Source organism: Roseofilum sp. SBFL (assembly GCF_017746885.1).
In the GTDB taxonomy this organism is placed as follows: domain Bacteria; phylum Cyanobacteriota; class Cyanobacteriia; order Cyanobacteriales; family Desertifilaceae; genus Roseofilum.
Window position 1 is genome coordinate 21,496 of the sequence record NZ_JAGHZH010000067.1, and the last position, 20,397, is coordinate 41,892.

Consider the following 20,397-nt stretch of genomic DNA (forward strand, 5'->3'; position numbering starts at 1 on the left):
AACTGATGGCTGAGGAGCATGATTTTATCAATTAAAATAAATCATCAAATAAACGATACACCGTTCTGGGAATCGAAAAGATTCCGCCTACGGTTCCTAAGACATTAAAGACTGGACTTACAGCATTGCCCAATTCAGCTACACGGGATGGGGATACAACAATTGTATCGTTATTACGCAAGGCTGGATTATTCCCTTCGTCTAGCGCTCGGCTAAAGTCAATGGAGACTTCTCGCTTGCTGACGGTCCCATTGGGATTCAGGCGGATTAATTCCACTGAACGTTCTCTGGCATTGTTATTGAATCCTCCTGCCGCTAATAAAGCCTGGGCTAAGGGGGTATTGGGGAGTATTTCTACCCTGCCCGGTCTGATAACTTCTCCGACAATATTAACGTTAATTACTTGTGGGGAAAAGCTGGTTGAAGCTAGTTCCGTGGCTTCATCTGGACTTAATTCAGTCGCTGTGCCAATGACAATAGTATCCCCTTCTTGGAGAGGCATATCCTGGCGCAAATCACCTTCTTGAAGCAGTTTCCACAAATCAACATCAACAATTTGCTCTTTTCCCGATTTGGTTAACCGGCGCACTTGAATATTGCGAATATCAGCTTGTTCTGTGATGCCCCCGGCTGATTGAATGGCAGCAGTCACGGTAACATCATTTTCTTCTGAGTTATTGTTGATGGTATAGGGACCCGGTCGATTTACTTCACCGACGACTGCAATTTTTAAGGGGCCCGAGTCTGCACCTGCAAAGCTGGCATTCGCTAAAATACTACTTTCTTGTAAATCTACATCTGCGGCCGTAGGAATAAAGATACTATCGCCATCTCTTAATAAGAGGTCTTGACTCAGATCGGCAGTTTGTAATAACCTCCACAAATCTACCGTAATGATCTGATCGCTATCTTGTTGACTGGGACGAGAGCGACGGACTTGAATCCTTCGGATATCCGCTGCTTGAGTAATTCCTCCAGCTAAATCAATCACACGGGTAACAGTTGGCAGAGCAACTTCTTCATTTCCATCTAAGGACATGGAGTATACGCCAGGACTATAGACTTCTCCCGCTATCCCCACTTTCACAGGACGGACATTGATTAAGCTCAGGGTAACAATGGGGTTCCGCAGATAGCGAGACATAACTGTAGCTATTTTATCTGATGCTTGAGGAAAAGTTAAGCCTTGCACTTGCACTGCACCTACAAGGGGTAAATTGAGGGAGCCATCAGATAAAATCAAAAATTCGCCGCTATATTCAGGGACGTTAAATATATCAACTTGTAGCCGATCGCCTGCTCCAAGGGTATAGCCTTCATCTACGGGTAAGGAAGTGGGGACGGGGGCAACTGGACTTTGAGCTAAAGCGAGGGTGGGGAAGCTACTCCAGGTGAGACAAGCAGCCAAGGCGATCGCCCCAGAAGATCGTATCCATTTTACCCATATGTTTTTTCTCTGCTTTGTTTTTAAGGGACTTAATCGTTTTGGTTCTTGAGCGATCGCCTTTGCCATTATCAATTTAGCCATATATGCTTTTTTTAAAATTCAACTCTATACTATTGGAGATATAGTTTAACACTCAACTCCTTCTGGTGGTTGACGATTACTACATCACCCTTAACAACTGAAATTCCGGAGGTTTCTTACCTCCCCTTGATTATAGTAATGATCTGAATCGTTCCTGACTATCGTGATTTCATTCTGGAAGAAATTAACTCAAAAGTCCCCAGGGCAACCTCCAAACCGTAAAGATCGATTTTGTTGTCATTGGGTTTTACCTGGAAAATTGGCGATCGGCCCCCTGCCAATCCATAAAAACCATTATGCCCGTCTACAGGCAGAACAGATTGAAGCCATTCTCTCCCTCTGTCCAGAGGCAGAAGGGGCAATCCAACCTGAATTTAAGAACCAATTTCAGTGTCTGTGCTATCCTCTGCCCGATAGTCACTATCAAGAACCGTTGAAACCTGAAGACTTAGCTGAAGCGGTTAAGCTGGTTCACCAAACCCTGGAGGAAGAAACATCTCTTTATATCCATTGCTTTGCGGGTATAGAGCGATCGCCTACGGTGTGTCTTGCTTATCTGTGTCGCCACCAAGGTCTTGAACTCTGGGAGAGCCTACGATTCCTCAAGGAAGTCCATCGCCGTAGCGCTCCCACAGAAACTGAACTTCAGGCAATCCAAGCCTATCTCAAGTCCCCATTGTAGTCTTTTTAAAGCAATTTAAACTACACAATCTTCCGGGCTTTCAACGTAATCAAACAGCACCTTATTCATATAATTATCTGCCCATTCGCGGCCAAACGCTTTTTCTAAAACTCGGCGAGTTTTATCATTTTGTTGTTGTTGGGTACAGTAATAGCGTTGACCGGCCAAAATGGTCTTCTGTTCTCCGGCTGAAACTGGTTGCGCGGCGGCAGCTTGGGCACAATGAATTTTCATAAACGCCTCTACCCGTTGGACAAAATGAACTTCTTCCGCTTCATTTTCTGGGCGAATAAACAAACAAAACTCGGAAAAAATATCCGCCCAAGGGGGGAGCTGGCGATATTGGGCAAACTCTGGTTTAGGTAAAGATTGCAGCGCTCGATGATAGGACTCTGGCAAGGTGCGGTTAGGATTCACTGGAGATAAATCGGCGATCGCCGCACTAATCTGTCCCTTCCCCGCCACTAAATCGCAACCAAACATGGGCAAATTATAATTCGGTCGAGGAAACATCACACAATGGAGAATATCCAAACCCTTGCCTAGCTTTGCCAACTCCAGATGAATCTTCCGAAACTGAGGCGTTTGATAACATTTATTTTCAATCGTTAGCTTCTCCCCCTCTAGTCGTCCCTCCACATAACCTAACTCTCCAGGCAAATCATAGGGTTCCAGCTCTAGATAAGTTTTCCAAACCTGCTCTAGAGTATCGGCCAACTGCCGAATTAGGGGATGTTGTTGCTCTCTCAATACCACTCGTGACATAACCAGACCTTCACCCATTCAAGACATCAGCAAGGGACTTCAAAAGGATGCTAACCTTTAAGCATATCAGTATACCAGGTTGCTTGATCTGACCAAAACCCTCTCCTTAGGGTCGGGCAGCAGCAACCCTTCACTCTATAGCTCAGGGAACCCCTATGTTTGGTCTCGGATTACCAGAAATTGGCATTATTGCTGTGGTTGCTCTACTTATTTTTGGGCCTAAAAAAATCCCCGAAATGGGTAGAGCTATGGGCAAAACCATTCGTGGATTTAAAGAAGAAATGAACAGTGAGTCAGAGTCAGAGGTTGACTTCACTTCAGAAGCCAACCCTTCGGACTCACCAAAATCCTAATTTCTAGACGGAAGGCGGCTCTCAATTAAGCGAATTGCCCGTGAAACCGTCTCCGGCAAAATGACAACTAAGCTCTCTTTGGGAGCCGAATCTAAAGCTGTATTAATGGCATCGGTTTCATTGAGAATTACCTCATACTGACATTGGCGATCGCACTTTTCAATCCCCTTAGCGATTAACTCAGCCGCATGTCCGCGAGACCGGCCGCGAGTATCGTCATCCTCTTTAACAATAATCCGGTCAAAAATACCCACCGACAGCTCCCCAAGGGTAATAAAATCCTCATCCCTGCGGTCTCCAGGACCGCCAACCACGCCTATGCGCTCTCCCGGCCAGTTTTTCACAAATTGCCCTAACGCCTTATAACTGTGGGGATTATGGGCATAATCGATCAAAGCACTATAATCACCAAGCTCGAATAAATTCATCCGTCCTGGGGTTTGGCTCGATGAAGCCTCAAACGTCTCCAACGCTGCTCGAATATTCTCAAGACTCACTCCATAGACAAACGCGGCTAAACTTGCCGCTAAAGCATTCGCAATCATGAATGGAGCCATTCCCTTCATCGTCATTGGAATATCTACCGCTTTACTAATCCTCATTTTCCATTCCCCTTTCAGGATCAGTAAGTCACCCTTGTCATAAATTGCCGCCATACCCCCTTGAGCCGTATGCCGTTTAACCACCTGGTTATCCGATTCCATAGAAAAATAGGCAATATTGCATTTTAAGCGTTCTACCATGGCACAAACCAGAGGATCGTCAGCATTAAGAACAGCATAACCATCGGGTTTAACGGTTTCGGCTACCACAGCTTTCACTTGAGCCATTTGTTCAATGGTATTAATATCTCCTAGTCCTAAATGGTCAGCCGCCACATTTAAGACTACGCCCACATCCGAGCTATCAAAGGCCAATCCACTACGCAAAATGCCACCGCGAGCTGTTTCTAGCACAGCAATTTCTACCGTCGGGTCTTTTAGAATTAATTCGGCACTTTGCGGCCCCGTATTATCCCCTGGCTCTGCTAAATAATCCCCAATGTACGTGCCATCTGTAGTCGTATATCCGACCACTTTGCCCGTTTGTTTCATGATATGGGCTGTGAGGCGAGTGGTTGTTGTTTTGCCATTAGTCCCCGTTAGCGCCAAAATAGGCACGCGCGATGGCGTGCCCGGAGGAAACAGCATATCCATCACTGGTGCAGCAATATTCCGGGGAAGCCCATAACTCGGAGCTGCGTGCATCCTAAAGCCAGGAGCTGCATTAACTTCTACAATCACACCATCCGTTTCTCGCAAAGGGCGGCTAATATCAGAAGTCACGATATCAATTCCGGCAATATCCAAGCCAATAGTTTTCACCACCCGTTCAGCTAACCAAATATTTTCGGGATGCATTTCATCCGTTCGGTCAATAGCAATCCCCCCCGTACTCAGGTTAGCCGTTGCCCGAAGCATACACCTTTCATCTTTTTTGGGCACACTATCGAGGGTATAGCCTTGCCGATCTAGCAAGTTCATACTATTTCGGTCTATTTCAATTCGAGTCAGAACATTGTCATGCCCTTGTCCTCGCCTAGGGTCACGGTTCGTTTCTTCAATTAACTCAGCAATGGTAGATTTTCCATCTCCAACCACATGGGCTGGCACTCGTTCAGCAACCGCGATCACTTTACCATTGATCGCGAGAACTCGATGATCGTTGCCTTCATAATAGCGTTCTACAATGACTCGACGGGTTTTAGATGCAGAACTGGCATCATCGTAGGCTAATTCTGCTTCCTCAAACGATTTGACATTGATGGTAATTCCGCGGCCATGGTTACCATCAAGGGGTTTAATAACAAGAGGATAGCCGCCGACTTCATCAATAGCATCTTCGAGTTCATCAAGGTATTCAATTACAGTTCCTCTAGGAACGGGAATACCCGAATCCCGAAGAATCTTTTTAGTTCCTTCTTTGTCACAGGCCAGTTCTACACCCAGAATACCAGTTCTATTACTGAGAGTGGCTTGAATTCGTTTTTGGTACACCCCATAGCCCAATTGGATCATAAATCGGGCACTCAGTTGCATCCAAGGGATATCACGGGCTGTGGCTTCTTTGACTAAAACATCGGTAGAGGGACCCAGGGCTGCATCTGCCCAAACTTCTCGTAAATCTTGTAAATCTTGTTCTAATTCCGAGAGGGGATAACTGCCCGTCTCGACAATGCTTTGGCACAGTCGGACAGCCGCTCTCCCTGCATATCGACCTGCTTTTTCATCCAAGTATGCAAAGACGACTTGATACACACCTGAATCAGCAGTTTCACGAGTTCGACCAAAGCCAACGCTCATTCCGGCCAGGGTTTGTAGTTCTAAGGCAACATGCTCAACAATATGGCCCATGTATGTGCCTTCTTGAACTCTTTGTAGGAATCCTCCTCGATATCCTGGGGCACAATAGTGTTCAACTAAACTGGGTAAAGCTTGGGTGAGACCTTCATAGAAACCGGGAATTGTATTCGAGGGTCTTTCGGCTAGATCTTCTAAGTTTAGGCGTAGGATCACCAATTTGGTTCGGCGAATACTCCAGTAATTTGGGCCACGTAAGGTTAGGGTTCTGAGGATTTTCATGGGGCAGATGGATCGCGCAATGCTAGGGATGCTAAGGACGGCAAGCTGCTATGGCAGATAGGTTGATACAGGTTGTTAGTTAACGATTTTGACATCCTGATTCCACCCTCTGGTAAGCATGAAGGGTAAAGTGGATGAGAAACTGTTCATATTGGACAGTTCTTGGGATTTAACTCGACATTGGTCAGTTTCCGGTTTGGCCGGGATCGATAATGATTTCTCTTGAGTGCATATTGTAGTGTCCTCCATGGCAAAGGATATGAACCTTGAGGTTGCAGATACTTAGGGGATCGGTTGCACCAACGATGTGTTCATTGTTGAAGAGGAGATTTCCAGGATCGACGATGGTGACGGTGCCTTTGCCAATGACAGATAAGAGTCCATCCCCTTCAACGATCGCGCAGGTATCTTCGTCTATACCGATGCCGATACGGTCTGAGTAAGCAGATATGGCACTGATTAGTCGAGCCATACGATTACGGTTATGGAAATGTTGATCGACGAGCAGTTCGGGCACGATCGCCAATCCCGTCGTTACATCAACCAGGGAACGATTGGGGGATTCACCACTGCCGCCACCAGCAATCATATATTCTCCCATAACAGCGGCCCCAGCGCTTGTTCCAGCTAGGGTAATTTGACCGGCTTGGGCCTTTTTACGCACGGTTTCCATCACTGGAGTATCGGCCAGAAGTCCACATAACCGCAGTTGATCTCCTCCAGTCATGAAGACTCCGGTACACTCTTCGAGGAACGTTTGCCATTGGGAGGCACTGGCACTTTCCCGGTCTCGAATGTCAAAGACCATGATATCTTTAGCCCCCATATCTGTAAAAATGGTGCGGTAGCGATCGCCCACCAATAAGGGTTCGCGAGAGGCTGAGGGGATAATCCCTAGTTTGGCCTCTTTCCCCCCAGAGCGGTTAAAAAAGGTTTGCAGAATTTCTCGACCATGAATTTTGTCTTCTGCACCGCCAATGATCATAATTGAGGTTTTGGTCGATCGAGGAGCGTGTGGCGATTGGGGTTGGGATTGAAACTTTAACATGGAACTGACTTTACACATCATGGTGACTTATGGGGATTAGAAGAGACATTTTAAAAAAGGATTCTCTTCTGAAACGGTCAACAAGGGACTAGCAATGGGTTGAGCCATTCAACCCTGAAGACCTTCAACCTCTGGGATTTCAGGTATCTTCTATGCTATAGCTTAATGGCCAATAGATAATCTAATCACAGGGAAATCCGCTCTCTGTGATGCTAGTTCAGTTGAATAGGAGTCACTCTTGCGATTCGATCTCATTACATTGTTTCCTGATTTTTTCTCGTCCCCCCTGAGTTCAGGATTGTTGGGCAAGGCTCTTGCCAAAAACATTGCTCAGGTTTATTTGACCAACCCCCGCGATTTTACCACTGATAAGCACCATAAGGTAGATGATGAACCTTATGGGGGGGGGGTAGGAATGGTGATTAAGCCGGAACCTATTTTTGCAGCGGTGGAATCTTTACCGCTGGGGAATCATCGTGAGGTGCTGTTGATGACTCCCCAGGGAGAGCCTCTAGAACAGGAATTGTTTAAAACTTGGGCGAGGAAGTATGACCAGTTGGCGATTATTTGCGGCCATTATGAGGGGGTAGATGAGCGGGTGTTAAGTTTGGTGACTCGTGAGGTATCTTTGGGGGATTTTGTGCTAACAGGAGGCGAGATTCCGGCATTGGCGATCGTTAATGGGGTGATTCGGCTGTTACCAGGGACAGTGGGAAAGGAGGAGTCTTTAAAGGCGGAGAGTTTTGAGGCGGGATTGTTGGATTATCCTCACTATACCCGACCGGCTGAGTTTCGCGGCCAGAGAGTTCCTGATGTCCTCCTGTCAGGAGATCATGGCCGAATTGCCCAATGGCGCTACGAGCAGCAGATCAAACGAACGAAGGAGCGACGACCCGATTTGTATGAAGCGTGGTTGGAGCAATGATTGCTTGTTAAAATGAAAGTTTTTGGAATAGATCGGCCACGCGTAAGGTAAAGCCAGGAATCACCTCTTCACCACCTAAAGCGTCAACAGATTTCAGTAGGAGATCGGATTCTTGGGCAGAGCGATAAACCAAGACAGACTCCTCTTCTGTCACTCTGGGAAAAGTAAAATCGAAGTCCAATCCTAAAACTTAGTCAGGGCATGATATTGAGAGATCGCAAACTAACAGAAACTCAGAAATTTTGTTTTTTTCTGAAATCCTTCCCTCTGGAGAGGCAGCCGATAAGACTAAAGCTGAACGGATAGACGAGCCACCATTAAATCGGGAGTCGGTTTGTAATATTTTTCCTAAATCAGTAATCATTCCTCTACCCATGGGAGAAGAGAAAAACTTGGACATGGAAAGCGGGCTAACTTTAATCTCTCCGGGTAATCCTTCTTCTAAAGCGGCTTCTGCCTCTAGGGGAGAGGTCAAAACTTGCCGAAAATCTTCTTGCCCCTCTGGACTGAGAAATTTAAGATAAAAACCGAGTTGGTTGCTTACTCTACCATCTTCAGCAAAGGCTTCTAGATCTCTAACCGATAAATATAGCGTTTCTCAAATAGATGAGGTACAATAAAAAGTATGCTTTCATTGACCAGTTTTTTACTCCTCTCTTCTAATGTACCTCACTAATTCGATAAAGGCTATATAATTCCAAGGAGCCATAACTTAACACAATTCTTTCCGCGCTATAACTCGGAAGGGCGGTAAAAATAGCTGTCGATATAGTTAAGATTCCAGCAGTTATACTTTGAAGAATTCCTAATCTTTGAACTTTTCCCCGGATTCTTGACCAACTCTTGATTTTTATAAGAAGACAACTCCTCAAGCTTTAGAATATATTTCTATAGAACTCTTTCCAAAATACTGAGGTAGGGCTTCTAATCCAGAGCAGTTAATTAACGTCAGTTAGGAAAGACAAGGGGCCGGAGGCCCCTTGTTAAGTGCAACTTCATCAAGAAAGAGTAGCAATCCTTATTTGCGACTTAACGCATCACTAAAGGAGTACTTTTTACTCCATCTGCGACTTCTAAGACCATTTGTCTGGCCCATTGATCTGCCTCTAGAATGTCATCTAGAGAAGGATGGGAGGTATTCTGGGATTGGTGGCGATCGCACACTTGTTCAATCACCTTGGGAATCTCTAAAAAGCCAATTTTCTCATCTAAAAATAAAGCGACTGCTTGCTCGTTGGCTGCATTTAACACCGCAGGCATCGATCCCCCAGCTCTACCCACAGCATAGGCTAATTGCATACAAGGATATTTATTGTGATCTGGGTTTCTAAAGGTTAAATTACCTACTTTAACTAAATCTAAGGTTTCCCAATCTGTATAAATTCGCTCTGGCCAAGATAGGGCATAGAGCAGAGGTAAGCGCATATCTGGCCATCCCAATTGCGCTAAAACTGAAGTATCCTGAACCTCAATTAAGGAATGAATGATACTTTGGGGATGAATCACAATCTCGATATTATCGTAATCCATACCAAACAAGAAATGGGCTTCAATTACTTCTAGCCCCTTGTTCATCAAGGTTGCTGAATCAATGGTAATCTTGCGCCCCATTGACCAATTGGGGTGTTTCAGGGCATCACTGACCTTAGCTTGAGCTAACTTTTCTACGGGCCAATCTCGGAATGCTCCCCCAGAAGCGGTTAAAATAATCTTACGCAAGCCTCCTTCAGGAACACCTTGCAAACATTGAAAAATTGCTGAATGTTCGGAATCTGCGGGGAGTAATTTCACTCCATGTTCTTCTACCAAGGGTAATACAACTGGCCCGCCAGCAATCAGGGTTTCCTTATTGGCTAAGGCAATATCTTTACCTGCTTTAATCGCTGCTAGGGTAGGTAGAAGTCCAGCACAACCGACAATTCCGGTGACTACACTTTCGGAATCACCATAACCAGCGACTTCAACTACCCCCGTTTCTCCAGCGAGTAAAATAGGTTGGGGATCAATAGAGGCGATCGCGGCCTTTAATTCGGGTAGTTTATCAGGATTGTGAATCGCAACGATTTCTGGGCGAAATTGCTTAATTTGTTGGGCAAGTAAAGTGATATTATTACCGGCTGCCAATCCAACAATGCGGAACCGATCGGGATGTTCTGCGACAATATCAAGGGTTTGAGTACCTATCGAACCGGTGGAACCAAGGAGTGTAATTGCTTTCACGAGATTTTTTTTAATGGGGGATCACACAACCCACTATACCAATTAACAATTAATTAATAATTCATAATTTGGGTAATAGGGAATAGACAAGAGGCAATCTTCCCTATCCCCCCATCACTTTAGCCCAAACGATGTCCACAACTGGAGCAAAACCGATCTTCTGGTTGTATCGCTGTACCGCATTGACTACAAAAGCGCCGTTGAGGAGTTGTCGAGGAAGAAGCAGAAGGGGAGGTTGATCCCATTTTCATTTCCATATTGCCTATTTTCATTTCCATGGGGGCAAAGCTCATTTCCATATTGCCCATTTTCATAGGTTCCATGGTTTTCATGGGTTCCATGGGTTTCATGGTTTGGAAGGTATTGGGCATAGCGTCAACGGTTTGCAAGGCGATCGCCTGTTGCTGTCCAGAAATATTGGTTGAACTGAGCATACTCATTTGGGTTCCTTGAACTTGAATGAGGCGATCGCCTCCAGAGGTTTTTATCTTAACCACCACTCCACCCCCAGTAGCAAACACTTCTGGGGCACTGCTCCAACTGCCGGTTTCCCAAGAATTGCTCGATTGCTGTTGTTGTCCTGGACTACTGGCGATCGCCGTGACTACAGTTTGCATCCCTGGATTATCCAAGTAGATTCGATGCCCTGCGCCCAACTCACACATATAAGTCATCTTTGTTCACCTTGAAGCTTTCTCTTAAGATCTAGTGTAACGTCAGTTTTAGATCGGTTAATTGTTTAATAATGAATTGAGATTACCAAGGCGAACCAACCAAGGTAAACCCAGACCAAAAATAAGGATGGCTTAGAACTTCATCATCCATATTTTTGAGACTATCTGGCAAAGGAATGGGCTGTTCTAAGCTAGGAACAATCAACTGTCCTTCTTTAATTTTAACCAATCCTTGAATCATTTCCTGTTGACTTTTTTGCAACGCTTGCGCCTTGATGTCTGAGTGTTTGAGGTGAGCATAAAATTCACTCATTAATCCCAAAGTTCCTTCATCACTGACATACCATAAACTGCCCAAGGCTGTTTTCACGCCTGCTTGAACGGCTAATCCGGTAAACCCTAATTCTGCATCCGGATTCCCTAATGCTGTGCGACAAGCACTTAAGACTAAAAGTTCAACCAAGGGATTTTTTAAGTTGAGTTGATCGAGCTGATTGAGTTTGAGTTGACTATCCCACAATTGAATATAGGAATTTTCTGGACTCCCTGGGCGAAATTCACCATGGGTTGCCAAGTGAACAATACTATACTTTTCTTGCTCGCGACTGTCGATCAAGTTATTGAGTGTAAATCCTTGATTGAGAAATTCATTCCCTCTCCAAGTATTGACAATGGTGTTAATCTCTATCGGTACAGCCGGTAAGGGAGCAAGTTCAGTAAATTCGGATGCACCCATAGCTAATACTTGAGTGCCCTCAAACTTAGACAAATTTGTATTTGTTAAAGTTAGATTAGGCATAATTGCCAGACTGTACTGTTCGATTAAGAACTGATTGCCATCATAGAGAGCAGCCATGGGCAGCGATCGCAAGCCTGCGGTTAAAACAAATCCTAAATTCTCGATCTGTTGCCTGTTCAGTTCCTCTTCTAGCGGGCGAATAATCCAATCATAGAGTTGCTCAGACGAACTTAAATAACTGGTCGTATATCGTCTGCGGGGATTAGTGATTTCTAACGTTAACTCCCTAACTTGCTCTAATACCTGTGCCTCTGTTGCCCCTGCAATAATTTTGCGAAAAGGTTTACCTTCCGGCGTTATCATCATCAATTCTAGATATTGCGCTTCTGGCTCAGTCTTCTCAGTAATCTCTGCTTTATTCTGAGCGTTAATCACCTCTGGCACATAAAAACCTACATAGATAATTGCACTTCTGACTCCTGTCTGCTGCTCCATACGTTCCAAGATCTCTTGACTCTCTCGAACCGCATGATATTGAACTCCTTGCAAATCTAAATTGAAATAATTAACATACTCATTACTCAATTGTTTCTCTCGCTCCTGAATTACCACATTAAATTCTTGTGGAGACATTAAATTACCCAGGTTCACAACCCTTATTTGTTCTTTCTTTTCATCTGATTCTCGATCGGCACTTACATAGGAAATGGGGGTGTTGGCACTGCCGTCAATATGATTTTGAAGACTCAAAGATGAAATTTCTGATGTTTCTACTGAATGCACAGTAGGCGAATGTAAAACAGGATTTAATTGGGAGATATTAGGATCGAGATTAAGAAAGGTTCCAATTTCTGCTTCTGGAGGGCTAGGGAACTTAGATAGTTCAAAGCCAGCCGTAAAATCAAAGACTTTAGCAATTTCAACTTCAGAATCTTCTAAAGAACTTGTATTTTGAGTCTCTGATTCTATGGATTCTGAAGGGTTAGTCTCTACGGCATTAGAGGGGGTTGGTGTTTGTGATTTTGGCGATAGAGTATTGGCATTAGAATTATCCTCTGACGAACCTTGATTGCTAGCTGTGGACGTTGGAGTAGGAGTTGGTGTTTGACTCGCTTCTGGTGTTGGTGCAGGTATAGGACTTTGCTCAGGTGTGGGTATGGGATTGGGAATAGGCAAAGGAACTGGAGTGGGAGACGGACTCGGACTCGGTATTGGCGAGGGAGTAGGATTGGGAGTGGGAACTGGACTCGGATTCGGTATTGGCGAGGGAGTAGGATTGGGAGTGGGAACTGGACTCGGATTCGGTATTGGCGAGGGAGTAGGATTGGGAATGGGAACTGGACTCGGATTCGGTGTGGGAGAAGGAGTAGGGTTGGGAATGGGAACCGGACTCGGTGTGGGAGAGGGAGTAGGAGTAGGATTGGGAATGGGAACCGGACTCGGTGTGGGAGAGGGAGTAGGAGTAGGATTGGGAATGGGAACCGGACTCGGTGTGGGAGAGGGAGTAGGAAATGGACTCGGTGTTGGTTCAACAATCACGCTGCCAGGTGTGCCGTTGTTGGCACTCGCATCTAAGCTTCCATGGGCGATCGCCCCATTTCCCGATATAATCCTCAGTGTAATATCACCCGCATCCCCATTTTGAGTGCTTGAGTTAACATCTCGTGCTGTAATATTTCCTTGTTGAGTTTCAAAGGTAATATTGCCTGATTTCCCATTTTGTGTCCTCGAAACGGTAAGATCATTAACGGTAATGTTCCCTTGTTGCGTTTCAAAGATAATATTTCCTGCATCTCCATTGTGGGTACTCGCATCAGTAACACCATCAACAGTAATGTCCCCTTGTTGCGTTTCAAAGATAATATTTCCTGACTTCCCATTTTGTGTGCTCGAAATATTCAGACCACTGGTGGTAATATTCCCACTTTCTGCAATAGTTAGCTGAATCTCTCCACCATTTCCACCTCCCTGACTGACCCTTGAGTTTAGTTCTCCTGTTGTTATATTGCCTTGACTTGTACTCAGTTCAATCGTACCCCCATTACCTATTTTAGTGAATGTATTCACATTTCCTGTCGTAATATTTCCCCCAGAAGCAGTTAAGGAAATATTGCCCCCTCCTTGATGAGAGTGGGCATCCAAATTGCCTGTTGTAATATTTCCCGAAGAAGCGGTTAGAGAAATATTTCCCCCAGGTTGATTATTGCTAGTATTTAAGTTTCCGATGCTAATGCTGGCTCCAGAAATATTGATCTCTCGACCCGGAGCAGTCAGAGTAGCGGAGGAGTCCATAATAAATGAACCTTGGTTATCTGTATCCGCATCAGCAATAAACGTAATCGATCCCCCTTGGACAAAATCAAGAGAAACTCCACTAGCGATGGTAATATTGTTGGTCGCTTGTAGTTCTATATTGCCATTTTGTTGCTCTAAGACCCCAGCATTGATCGTAATATCTTCATTCGGAAGGAGGTCAAACTGAATAATGGGTAATTCTGGTTCAATATCATTCGGTTGGGAAGAATCGTTAGAAATAGTGATATTTTTGGGGTCAAGTAGAAGTGTTCCCTGCTCTCCATTGACAGCGCTCAGATCGACGTTTCCTTGAAAGACTAGGGCATCTTTACCAGAAATTTCGACAAATCCACCATTTCCCCAAATCGGTCCTCCAGTGGCTTCTACTGTGCCGTAAAATTGGGTAACTTCATCTGACCAAATAATGATTTCACCACCGTTTCCCTGATGGGTGCTATTGGACTGAATCAGGGTTTTGCTATCAATAAGGGTATGGGTAGCGTTGGGTTGGTCTCCTTGTCCTTGAAATCCTCCCCCAATGCGGATGGTTCCCCCTTGAGAAGGACTTGAAGCGTTGAGATGCGCGTTGATAAGACCGACGTGTTGACCAAAAATGCTCAGGGTGCTGGGGAGACTATTGGGATTGGAGGTGGAAACATCCAGCGTTCCAGAGGCGATCGCCACTCCTGGTGTTTCAGGTACAATCATTCCTGAACCCGTTAAAATCACCTGTCCCTGATGGTTAATGTGCAGTTGAGAAGCGTGATCGATTCCTGAGTTGGAGAGTAAGGTAGCTAAATTGGGAGCAATGAATGGACTAGGATTAGGACTCAGGGGTAAATCTAAGCTCAACAAATGACCGGGCTGAGAAATCTTTACCCGTTGCGCTCCTGGAATAGCTGTAACAGTAAGGCTTCCTCCAGGAGCGGTAAGAGTTCCGGTATTGAGTGCTGTTCCTCCCATCAGGGTTAAGCTCTCGCCGGCTGCAACTTCTAAGTTTCCTAAGTTAACAATTACACCAGGATTGGCAGTCTGAAACTCAAAAGTCGTGGGTTGACCTATCAGTGCGTTATAGTCATTCGATCCCAAGACTTGAAACCAATTGGTCTCTCCATTCAGTCCATCAAATCCAAGGGCGGTGGCGGTGCTGGCATGAAAAGCAGCCGGGACGTTGAGACTGGCGTTGGAGCCAAAGACAATACCGGCGGGGTTAACCAGATAGAGGTTCGGATTTCCCCCACTCACTTGTAGTAATCCGTTGATAACTGAAGGATCTCCACCATTAATACGACCGAGGATATTTTGCAGGTTGGGGTTGGCCAGGAAGTTAGCAATTTGTCCTGGAGAGAGTCCAAATTGGGTAAAGCTATGAAAGAGGTTGGCTCCATCTGAAGAGACCTGACCGCCGGTAATTTGGTATTGGTTACCGATCGCCTGCACTTGCGTTCTTGTCCCATCAGGAGCCGCTATAATCGGAGCGGGTTGGGCTGCTCCTTTGACAGACCAGAAAACACTGAGCCAAGGACAAAGGCTAAGGACTAGAAGGGTTGAGCCTGAAGATAGGCGAGGGAAAAATGCGGCCATGGTAGTTTTTTAATCTTGGAGGATAAAAGGAAAGTTAAGACAAATGGCGCTAGTAGAGGTTATGCCCTAAAATGATTTACGATCTTTGCTCGGCGATCGCACTTGCCCATTTTAACTCAGCAATTATGGGATCATGGGCAATTAAGTAATCACCGTCCTCCAGGTCTCCGCATCAACGAATTCTTCCCATCTCCCCATTCCCTAGGTGCGATCATTACCACTGTCATTGTTCGCAGAAAAGTGTCAGAATTAATAAAACTTTACGAAAATAGGGTAGAACAGGATGATTCCGACCGTCATTGAACAATCTGGACGTGGTGAACGGGCTTTTGATATCTATTCCCGACTGTTACGGGAAAGAATCGTATTTCTCGGACAGGCGATCGATGCAGATGTGGCGAACTTAGTGGTAGCCCAGCTCCTATTTTTGGATGCTGAAGAGCCAGAGAAAGATATCTATCTCTACATTAACTCACCGGGAGGATCGGTCACGGCGGGTATGGGGATTTTTGACACCATGAATCAAATTCGGCCGGATGTGTCTACCATTTGTGTAGGCTTGGCTGCTAGTATGGGAGCTTTTCTCCTCAGTGCAGGGATGAAAGGCAAGCGAATGAGCTTACCCCATTCTCGGATTATGATTCACCAACCCCTAGGAGGAGCGCAAGGCCAAGCAACGGATATCGAGATCCAAGCCAAGGAAATCCTCTACCATAAGCAACGGTTGAATGAATTATTAGCCAGTCATACCAGCCAACCCTTAGAGCGTATTCAAGAAGATACAGAACGTGATTTCTTTATGTCCTCCAATGAGGCAATGGAATACGGGTTAATCGATCAAGTGATTAATCGCCGTCCTTCTGCTAGTCAACCCATCAGTGTGGTTAATTAGGGAATAGAGAATGGGGAATGGACAATAGGCAATAGCTTATCTGCCTATCGCCCCATTCCTCTCCATCTAATCTCTAAAAGAACTCTTCATTAGATGAAGCAGTTTGTTGCAGGTAATCGAGAAATTCTTTCATTTGACTACAGGTCAACATCAAACGGGAACCTTGACTATCTGGATATTGGCTCTTCAGATAGTCTTTTCCTTGTTGAGCGCTCCACCCGACTTTTTTCAGTTCGACATCGGTTTGGGCATAGGTTTGTAGATATTCTAGAAATTCTTTCATTTCCCGATCGCCCAGAATCATGCGTTTGTTTTTGCCATAGATACGTTTGAGATATTCGCTCTCTCGCTTACTGTTCCATCCAATATGCTTGAGTTCCATATCGATTTTGAGGCTAATGTCAGTGAAGTCAAATTCTTCTTCTAGTTCAGGTAAGGGTTCGGGTTCGGGTTCGGGTGGAGGAGGTAGGGGTTGATCGGTGTAATCTTCTGTATTCTCTCCTAGGGGAGGAATGGGTGACCAGGTTTCCGGTTCGGGTTCCGGTTCGGGCGCTTTTACTTCAACTTTTGAAGGAGTGGGTTTTGGGGGACTCGGTTGAGGTGCTGCAATGGGTTCCACTGGAGTGGGTTCCACTGAAGTTGTTTCCACTGGAGTCGGTTCCACTGGAGTCGGTTCCACTAGAGTCGGTTCCACTAGAGTCGGTTCCACTGGAGTCGGTTCCACTGGAGTCGGTTGTACCGCAATGGGCGTGGGAGTGGGTGGAGAGGAATAGGAATATAAAAGGGCGATCGCCCGTTCTCTGGCTCGATCTTCTGCTTTTTCGATTTGGCGATCGGCTGATAAACCCGTTGCTAAGACTAAGTTCCCGCATTGGATTTGCACCCGGACAATATACTGGCGATCGTGAATATGAAGTAGCTCTGAAATGAGGCTCGCCGTAGGATAAGCCGCCCGAAATTGAGTCCACAAGGATGAAGATAAAATTTGCTCAAGCATAGGTAATCAGTTCTGTGCAAAATCAACGGATTTCTGGTATAATCAAAACAGGAAAAAACAAGCTTTTTCCATCACTCTTTCTCTTAAATTCGTAAGAATAAGATGGTCGAATCAGCGGCAACACTTTTCGCGCTGATTCTAATTCAACTGTGCTTCCCCCTGTTTCCTTGAAATAGGGTTTTTATTGGTCGTTTAATTCAAATTTGAGACTCCATTAATGCTAGACGTTATCTTAGATTTTTCGCACCACTTTGGGTTAGACACCCTATTTCTAATCATCATTTTAGTGGCGCTAGAAGCCGTACTTTCAGCCGATAATGCTGTTGCCTTGGCTTCAATTTCTAAGGGATTAGAGAGCCAGAAACATCAACAACAAGCCCTCAATTTTGGCTTGGCTGCTGCATTTATTCTGCGGATTATACTCATTTTAACAGCAACTTGGGTGATTCGCTTCTGGCAATTTGAATTTTTAGGAGCCGTGTATCTGCTCTGGTTAGTTTTTAACTATTTTACCTCAGACGAAGAGGAAGCCGATCGTCCTCACCACGGGCCAAAATTCCAGTCTCTGTGGCAAGCTGTTCCCCTCATTGCGGTGACTGATTTGGCCTTTTCTTTAGACAGTGTGACCACGGCGATCGCCATTACCGATGAAATTGTGTTAGTTTTGATGGGAGGAATTTTAGGAATTGTAGCTCTACGCTTTCTCGCGAACCTATTTATCCGTTGGTTAGATGAGTTTGAAAATCTTGAAGATGCTGGATATATTACCGTCGCCTTTGTGGGATTAAGACTCCTAGCTAAGGTCATTACTCCCGATATTGTGCCTCCAGAATGGCTGATGATCTCTCTAATTCTACTCACCTTTGTGTGGGGATTTTGGAAGCCCAACCTCTTAAAAGCCAATTAAAAGGCTGTAGGGGGGCATTATTGTCCCCCACCTACACAACCCTACTTAGCTATTTTTAGCAAAACTGGCCGTGGCATCAGGGAGAGATGAAGGCATCTGAGACTCACCCAGAGAGGAAGGCATATTGCCATTATGTTTTTGGAGAAACTCATATCCAATTTCCACCTGTGTCGGAATTGCCACACTAATCCCTTCTTGTTTGAATCGTTCCTGAATCATGATCAAGGTTTCTTCCCAAACATACCAGTAATCTTCCTTTGTTGCCCAGCAGGCTGCACTAATGGGAATATGATCCTCTTGATACCAATAGACATACGTCCCAATCGGTTTGTCTTGCAGGACTTTGGGATGGGATTTCATGACCTCAACCAATAGCTCTTTAACACGAGGCAGATCCTCATTCACATTGAGACGAAGCGTATGCTTAACTTTCCGGACATCGGCATGGGTGAGGTTATAGATGTTATCGTTCCAAACCGTACTATTGGGAACAGCAACCAGTTCACCATTCCAACTTTTGAACGTTGTGTTCGCCAAGCTAATGGAATCAACTATAGCCCACATCCCAGCAACCTTCACTTCATCTCCCACATCAAAGGGTCTATAGAACATCAGCATCAAACCACTGGCCAAGTTACTCAGGTTGCTTTGCAGGGCGAAGGCAAGGATGAAACTTGCACCCCCAATAAGAGCCAGAAGAGGCCCAAGGCTTACTCCTAGGGCAGTTAAGCCGAGCAGAACTCCCATCACTAGAGTTCCTCGGCGGAAGGTCTTGACGATAAAGCCCTCGAATAACTCAGAGGCAAACGAAGTCTTGAGGAACAATGCATCGAGCGCATTTCCACCAAACCAAGACACTACCCCAGAAACAGAGACAATACCCACAAAGATTCCTAGACTTCTGGCCCAGCGTAAACCCCCTTCTTCTGACTGCGCCCACGCTAGGAGCCGAACCATTAACCCTTGAGTATCGGTCACATCAATTTCGATACCACTAACGGCAGCGATATATGTACGATAAGATTCTGTCTCTCCACCTCGCTGATCTATGGCATCTAAAATCACCTTAAAGCGGTCTGCTAGAGCTGTTTGCTGATTTTGCAGCTCAGTGACTCCAACAATCAACTCCTGCTTCACATCTTCTTCCGCGTCTGCGGCTTGTTCCAACTGAGTTTCTACTTGGTCAAGTTGTCCAATCCTCTCCTCTGTGTCGGTGATGCCATCACTCTCAGCAGCCGTTTCTCCTTCTCCTAGGGGAGCGCCAGTGACTGGATCGATTTCTTCTGAGTCCTCAGTTGCCCCTTCGACTTCCCCTTCGAGTAGAGCAGCCGCCTCTTCAAAGTCTTCTTGTACGGCTTCTACATCCTCAGTATTGAGGTCATTTTCTAGGAGAGAACCCAATTCTTCTTGCTCTAGCTCAGTGTCCAAAGTTGATTCAACCGTTTCTCGTAATTCCTCATCCTCCTGAATTTGCTGCTCCGCTTCTGCTGCCGCTTCTACGGACTCCTGAGCTTCTTGTAAGGCTGCTTCAGCTTCTTCTGTTTTCTCAATCACGGCGGTACTACCAGCACCTTCTGTGACTTCCGCTTCCTGGGCTTCCTCTAGAGTTTGTTGGGCTTCCTCAAGTTTTTGTACCGCGTCTTCGGTCTCCTGAATCTTGCGGTTCTTGCGCTTAATGGCAATTTCTTGGTTGGAGATTTCCCGTACTTTGGCTTGTAGTAAACCCTGCCAGCCTTCAGCTTCAATTTGTAATTCAGCTAGGGTTAGAGGCTTGACTAAAAGTCTGAGTTCATCAACAGGAATATCTGGATCTTCGATGGTTTTGGCTGCAGGCGCAGAAACAGTTGTGGCTTCTTCTTGGGCAACTGCGGCAGAGCGCATGGGTCTGGGTACAACATCGCCCCAACTAGCGAGGGTGCAAACCATGGCAGCTAACACGAGCTGTCGTAGGCGGCGCTTGGGCTTGGACATAATTATGGATCTCCTTCTCCTTGGTCTTAAAACTATAATTAAAGACTTAATCAGGCTGTAGGGATAGTGTAAACGACAAATTTTGATTTGTCATACCATTTCTCTATAATGATGTCCTTTAACAATTGTCCCAGAACAAGTTAGCTCCTAAGGATTGATTAATGGCAATCTTAGAAGAAATGGTATCAGAATTGAT

General features: G+C 45.4%; 14 protein-coding genes and 2 pseudogenes. 5 read left to right on the plus strand and 11 right to left on the minus strand.

What is annotated here, in order from left to right; translation table 11 throughout:
• Nucleotides 1-31 precede the first annotated feature (31 nt).
• On the minus strand, nucleotides 32-1,528 hold the full coding sequence (locus J7545_RS07405; protein ID WP_318699109.1) for an SLBB domain-containing protein: 1,497 nt from the start codon (nucleotides 1,526-1,528) through the stop codon (nucleotides 32-34).
• Between the two features lie 163 nt (nucleotides 1,529-1,691).
• On the opposite strand from J7545_RS07405, the gene J7545_RS07410 reads away from it, so the two are divergent.
• A complete protein-coding gene (locus J7545_RS07410; RefSeq protein ID WP_318699108.1) occupies nucleotides 1,692-2,210 on the plus strand; it encodes a dual specificity protein phosphatase in 519 nt (172 codons plus the stop codon).
• 15 nt (nucleotides 2,211-2,225) lie between these two features.
• On the opposite strand, the gene J7545_RS07415 is transcribed toward J7545_RS07410, so the two are convergent.
• Nucleotides 2,226-2,975: a phycocyanobilin:ferredoxin oxidoreductase gene (locus J7545_RS07415; protein WP_318699107.1), complete on the minus strand. Its 750-nt coding sequence runs from the start codon at nucleotides 2,973-2,975 to the stop codon at nucleotides 2,226-2,228.
• Between the two features lie 155 nt (nucleotides 2,976-3,130).
• Here J7545_RS07415 and J7545_RS07420 point away from each other — a divergent pair, with 155 nt between their 5' ends.
• Complete coding sequence (locus tag J7545_RS07420) at nucleotides 3,131-3,328, plus strand: TatA/E family twin arginine-targeting protein translocase (RefSeq protein ID WP_318699106.1); 198 nt, start codon at nucleotides 3,131-3,133, stop codon at nucleotides 3,326-3,328.
• Here J7545_RS07420 and cphA read toward each other — a convergent pair.
• Complete coding sequence (gene cphA, locus J7545_RS07425; protein ID WP_318719364.1) at nucleotides 3,325-5,949, minus strand: cyanophycin synthetase; 2,625 nt, start codon at nucleotides 5,947-5,949, stop codon at nucleotides 3,325-3,327. The two genes, J7545_RS07420 and cphA, sit on opposite strands and share 4 nt — an antisense overlap.
• 184 nt (nucleotides 5,950-6,133) lie before the next feature.
• Complete coding sequence (locus tag J7545_RS07430) at nucleotides 6,134-7,015, minus strand: cyanophycinase (RefSeq protein WP_413038682.1); 882 nt, start codon at nucleotides 7,013-7,015, stop codon at nucleotides 6,134-6,136.
• Between the two features lie 220 nt (nucleotides 7,016-7,235).
• Between J7545_RS07430 and trmD the strand changes: the two genes are divergently transcribed.
• Nucleotides 7,236-7,922 (plus strand): tRNA (guanosine(37)-N1)-methyltransferase TrmD, encoded by a 687-nt coding sequence (trmD, locus tag J7545_RS07435; RefSeq protein WP_318719366.1) that lies wholly within the window; start codon nucleotides 7,236-7,238, stop codon nucleotides 7,920-7,922.
• Nucleotides 7,923-7,929: 7 nt separating this feature from the next.
• Here the strand turns inward: trmD and J7545_RS07440 are convergent.
• The 5 genes and pseudogenes from J7545_RS07440 to J7545_RS07460 all read right to left on the minus strand — a co-directional run.
• Nucleotides 7,930-8,058: pseudogene (locus J7545_RS07440) on the minus strand (Uma2 family endonuclease); the annotation flags it as partial.
• Between the two features lie 54 nt (nucleotides 8,059-8,112).
• Nucleotides 8,113-8,496, minus strand: a pseudogene (locus J7545_RS07445) (alpha/beta hydrolase); the annotation flags it as partial.
• Between the two features lie 455 nt (nucleotides 8,497-8,951).
• On the minus strand, nucleotides 8,952-10,142 hold the full coding sequence (dxr, locus tag J7545_RS07450) for a 1-deoxy-D-xylulose-5-phosphate reductoisomerase (RefSeq protein WP_318701213.1): 1,191 nt from the start codon (nucleotides 10,140-10,142) through the stop codon (nucleotides 8,952-8,954).
• Between the two features lie 119 nt (nucleotides 10,143-10,261).
• On the minus strand, nucleotides 10,262-10,816 hold the full coding sequence (locus J7545_RS07455; RefSeq protein WP_318719368.1) for a zinc ribbon domain-containing protein: 555 nt from the start codon (nucleotides 10,814-10,816) through the stop codon (nucleotides 10,262-10,264).
• 82 nt (nucleotides 10,817-10,898) lie between these two features.
• Nucleotides 10,899-15,434 carry a CHAT domain-containing protein gene (locus J7545_RS07460; protein WP_318701210.1) on the minus strand — a complete coding sequence of 1,512 codons (4,536 nt, stop codon included), beginning with the start codon at nucleotides 15,432-15,434 and terminating at the stop codon, nucleotides 10,899-10,901.
• Between the two features lie 283 nt (nucleotides 15,435-15,717).
• On the opposite strand from J7545_RS07460, the gene clpP reads away from it, so the two are divergent.
• Nucleotides 15,718-16,326, plus strand: a complete 609-nt coding sequence (gene clpP / locus J7545_RS07465) for an ATP-dependent Clp endopeptidase proteolytic subunit ClpP (RefSeq protein WP_318701209.1) — start codon at nucleotides 15,718-15,720, stop codon at nucleotides 16,324-16,326.
• 73 nt (nucleotides 16,327-16,399) lie between these two features.
• Here clpP and J7545_RS07470 read toward each other — a convergent pair whose 3' ends face one another.
• The gene (locus tag J7545_RS07470) at nucleotides 16,400-17,323 is read right to left on the minus strand and encodes a hypothetical protein (RefSeq protein ID WP_318701208.1); all 924 of its coding nucleotides are present in this window, start codon (nucleotides 17,321-17,323) and stop codon (nucleotides 16,400-16,402) included.
• 217 nt (nucleotides 17,324-17,540) lie between these two features.
• Here J7545_RS07470 and J7545_RS07475 point away from each other — a divergent pair, with 217 nt between their 5' ends.
• Entirely contained in the window at nucleotides 17,541-18,230 is a 690-nt protein-coding gene (locus J7545_RS07475) for a TerC family protein (RefSeq protein WP_318701207.1), read from the plus strand.
• A 45-nt stretch (nucleotides 18,231-18,275) separates the two neighbouring features.
• Here J7545_RS07475 and J7545_RS07480 read toward each other — a convergent pair whose 3' ends face one another.
• Complete coding sequence (locus J7545_RS07480; protein WP_318701206.1) at nucleotides 18,276-20,201, minus strand: mechanosensitive ion channel domain-containing protein; 1,926 nt, start codon at nucleotides 20,199-20,201, stop codon at nucleotides 18,276-18,278.
• Nucleotides 20,202-20,397 lie beyond the last annotated feature (196 nt).

What these genes read in the sequence shown, in the direction of transcription:
- J7545_RS07405 (WP_318699109.1), bottom strand. Translation starts at nt 1,528, where the DNA reads ATGGCTAAATTGATAATGGCAAAGGCGATCGCTCAAGAACCAAAACGA.
- J7545_RS07415 (WP_318699107.1), bottom strand. Translation starts at nt 2,975, where the DNA reads ATGTCACGAGTGGTATTGAGAGAGCAACAACATCCCCTAATTCGGCAG.
- J7545_RS07420 (WP_318699106.1), top strand. Translation starts at nt 3,131, where the DNA reads ATGTTTGGTCTCGGATTACCAGAAATTGGCATTATTGCTGTGGTTGCT.
- cphA (WP_318719364.1), bottom strand. Translation starts at nt 5,949, where the DNA reads ATGAAAATCCTCAGAACCCTAACCTTACGTGGCCCAAATTACTGGAGT.
- J7545_RS07430 (WP_413038682.1), bottom strand. Translation starts at nt 7,015, where the DNA reads ATGTGTAAAGTCAGTTCCATGTTAAAGTTTCAATCCCAACCCCAATCG.
- J7545_RS07455 (WP_318719368.1), bottom strand. Translation starts at nt 10,816, where the DNA reads ATGACTTATATGTGTGAGTTGGGCGCAGGGCATCGAATCTACTTGGAT.
- J7545_RS07460 (WP_318701210.1), bottom strand. Translation starts at nt 15,434, where the DNA reads ATGGCCGCATTTTTCCCTCGCCTATCTTCAGGCTCAACCCTTCTAGTC.
- clpP (WP_318701209.1), top strand. Translation starts at nt 15,718, where the DNA reads ATGATTCCGACCGTCATTGAACAATCTGGACGTGGTGAACGGGCTTTT.
- J7545_RS07470 (WP_318701208.1), bottom strand. Translation starts at nt 17,323, where the DNA reads ATGCTTGAGCAAATTTTATCTTCATCCTTGTGGACTCAATTTCGGGCG.
- J7545_RS07475 (WP_318701207.1), top strand. Translation starts at nt 17,541, where the DNA reads ATGCTAGACGTTATCTTAGATTTTTCGCACCACTTTGGGTTAGACACC.
- J7545_RS07480 (WP_318701206.1), bottom strand. Translation starts at nt 20,201, where the DNA reads ATGTCCAAGCCCAAGCGCCGCCTACGACAGCTCGTGTTAGCTGCCATG.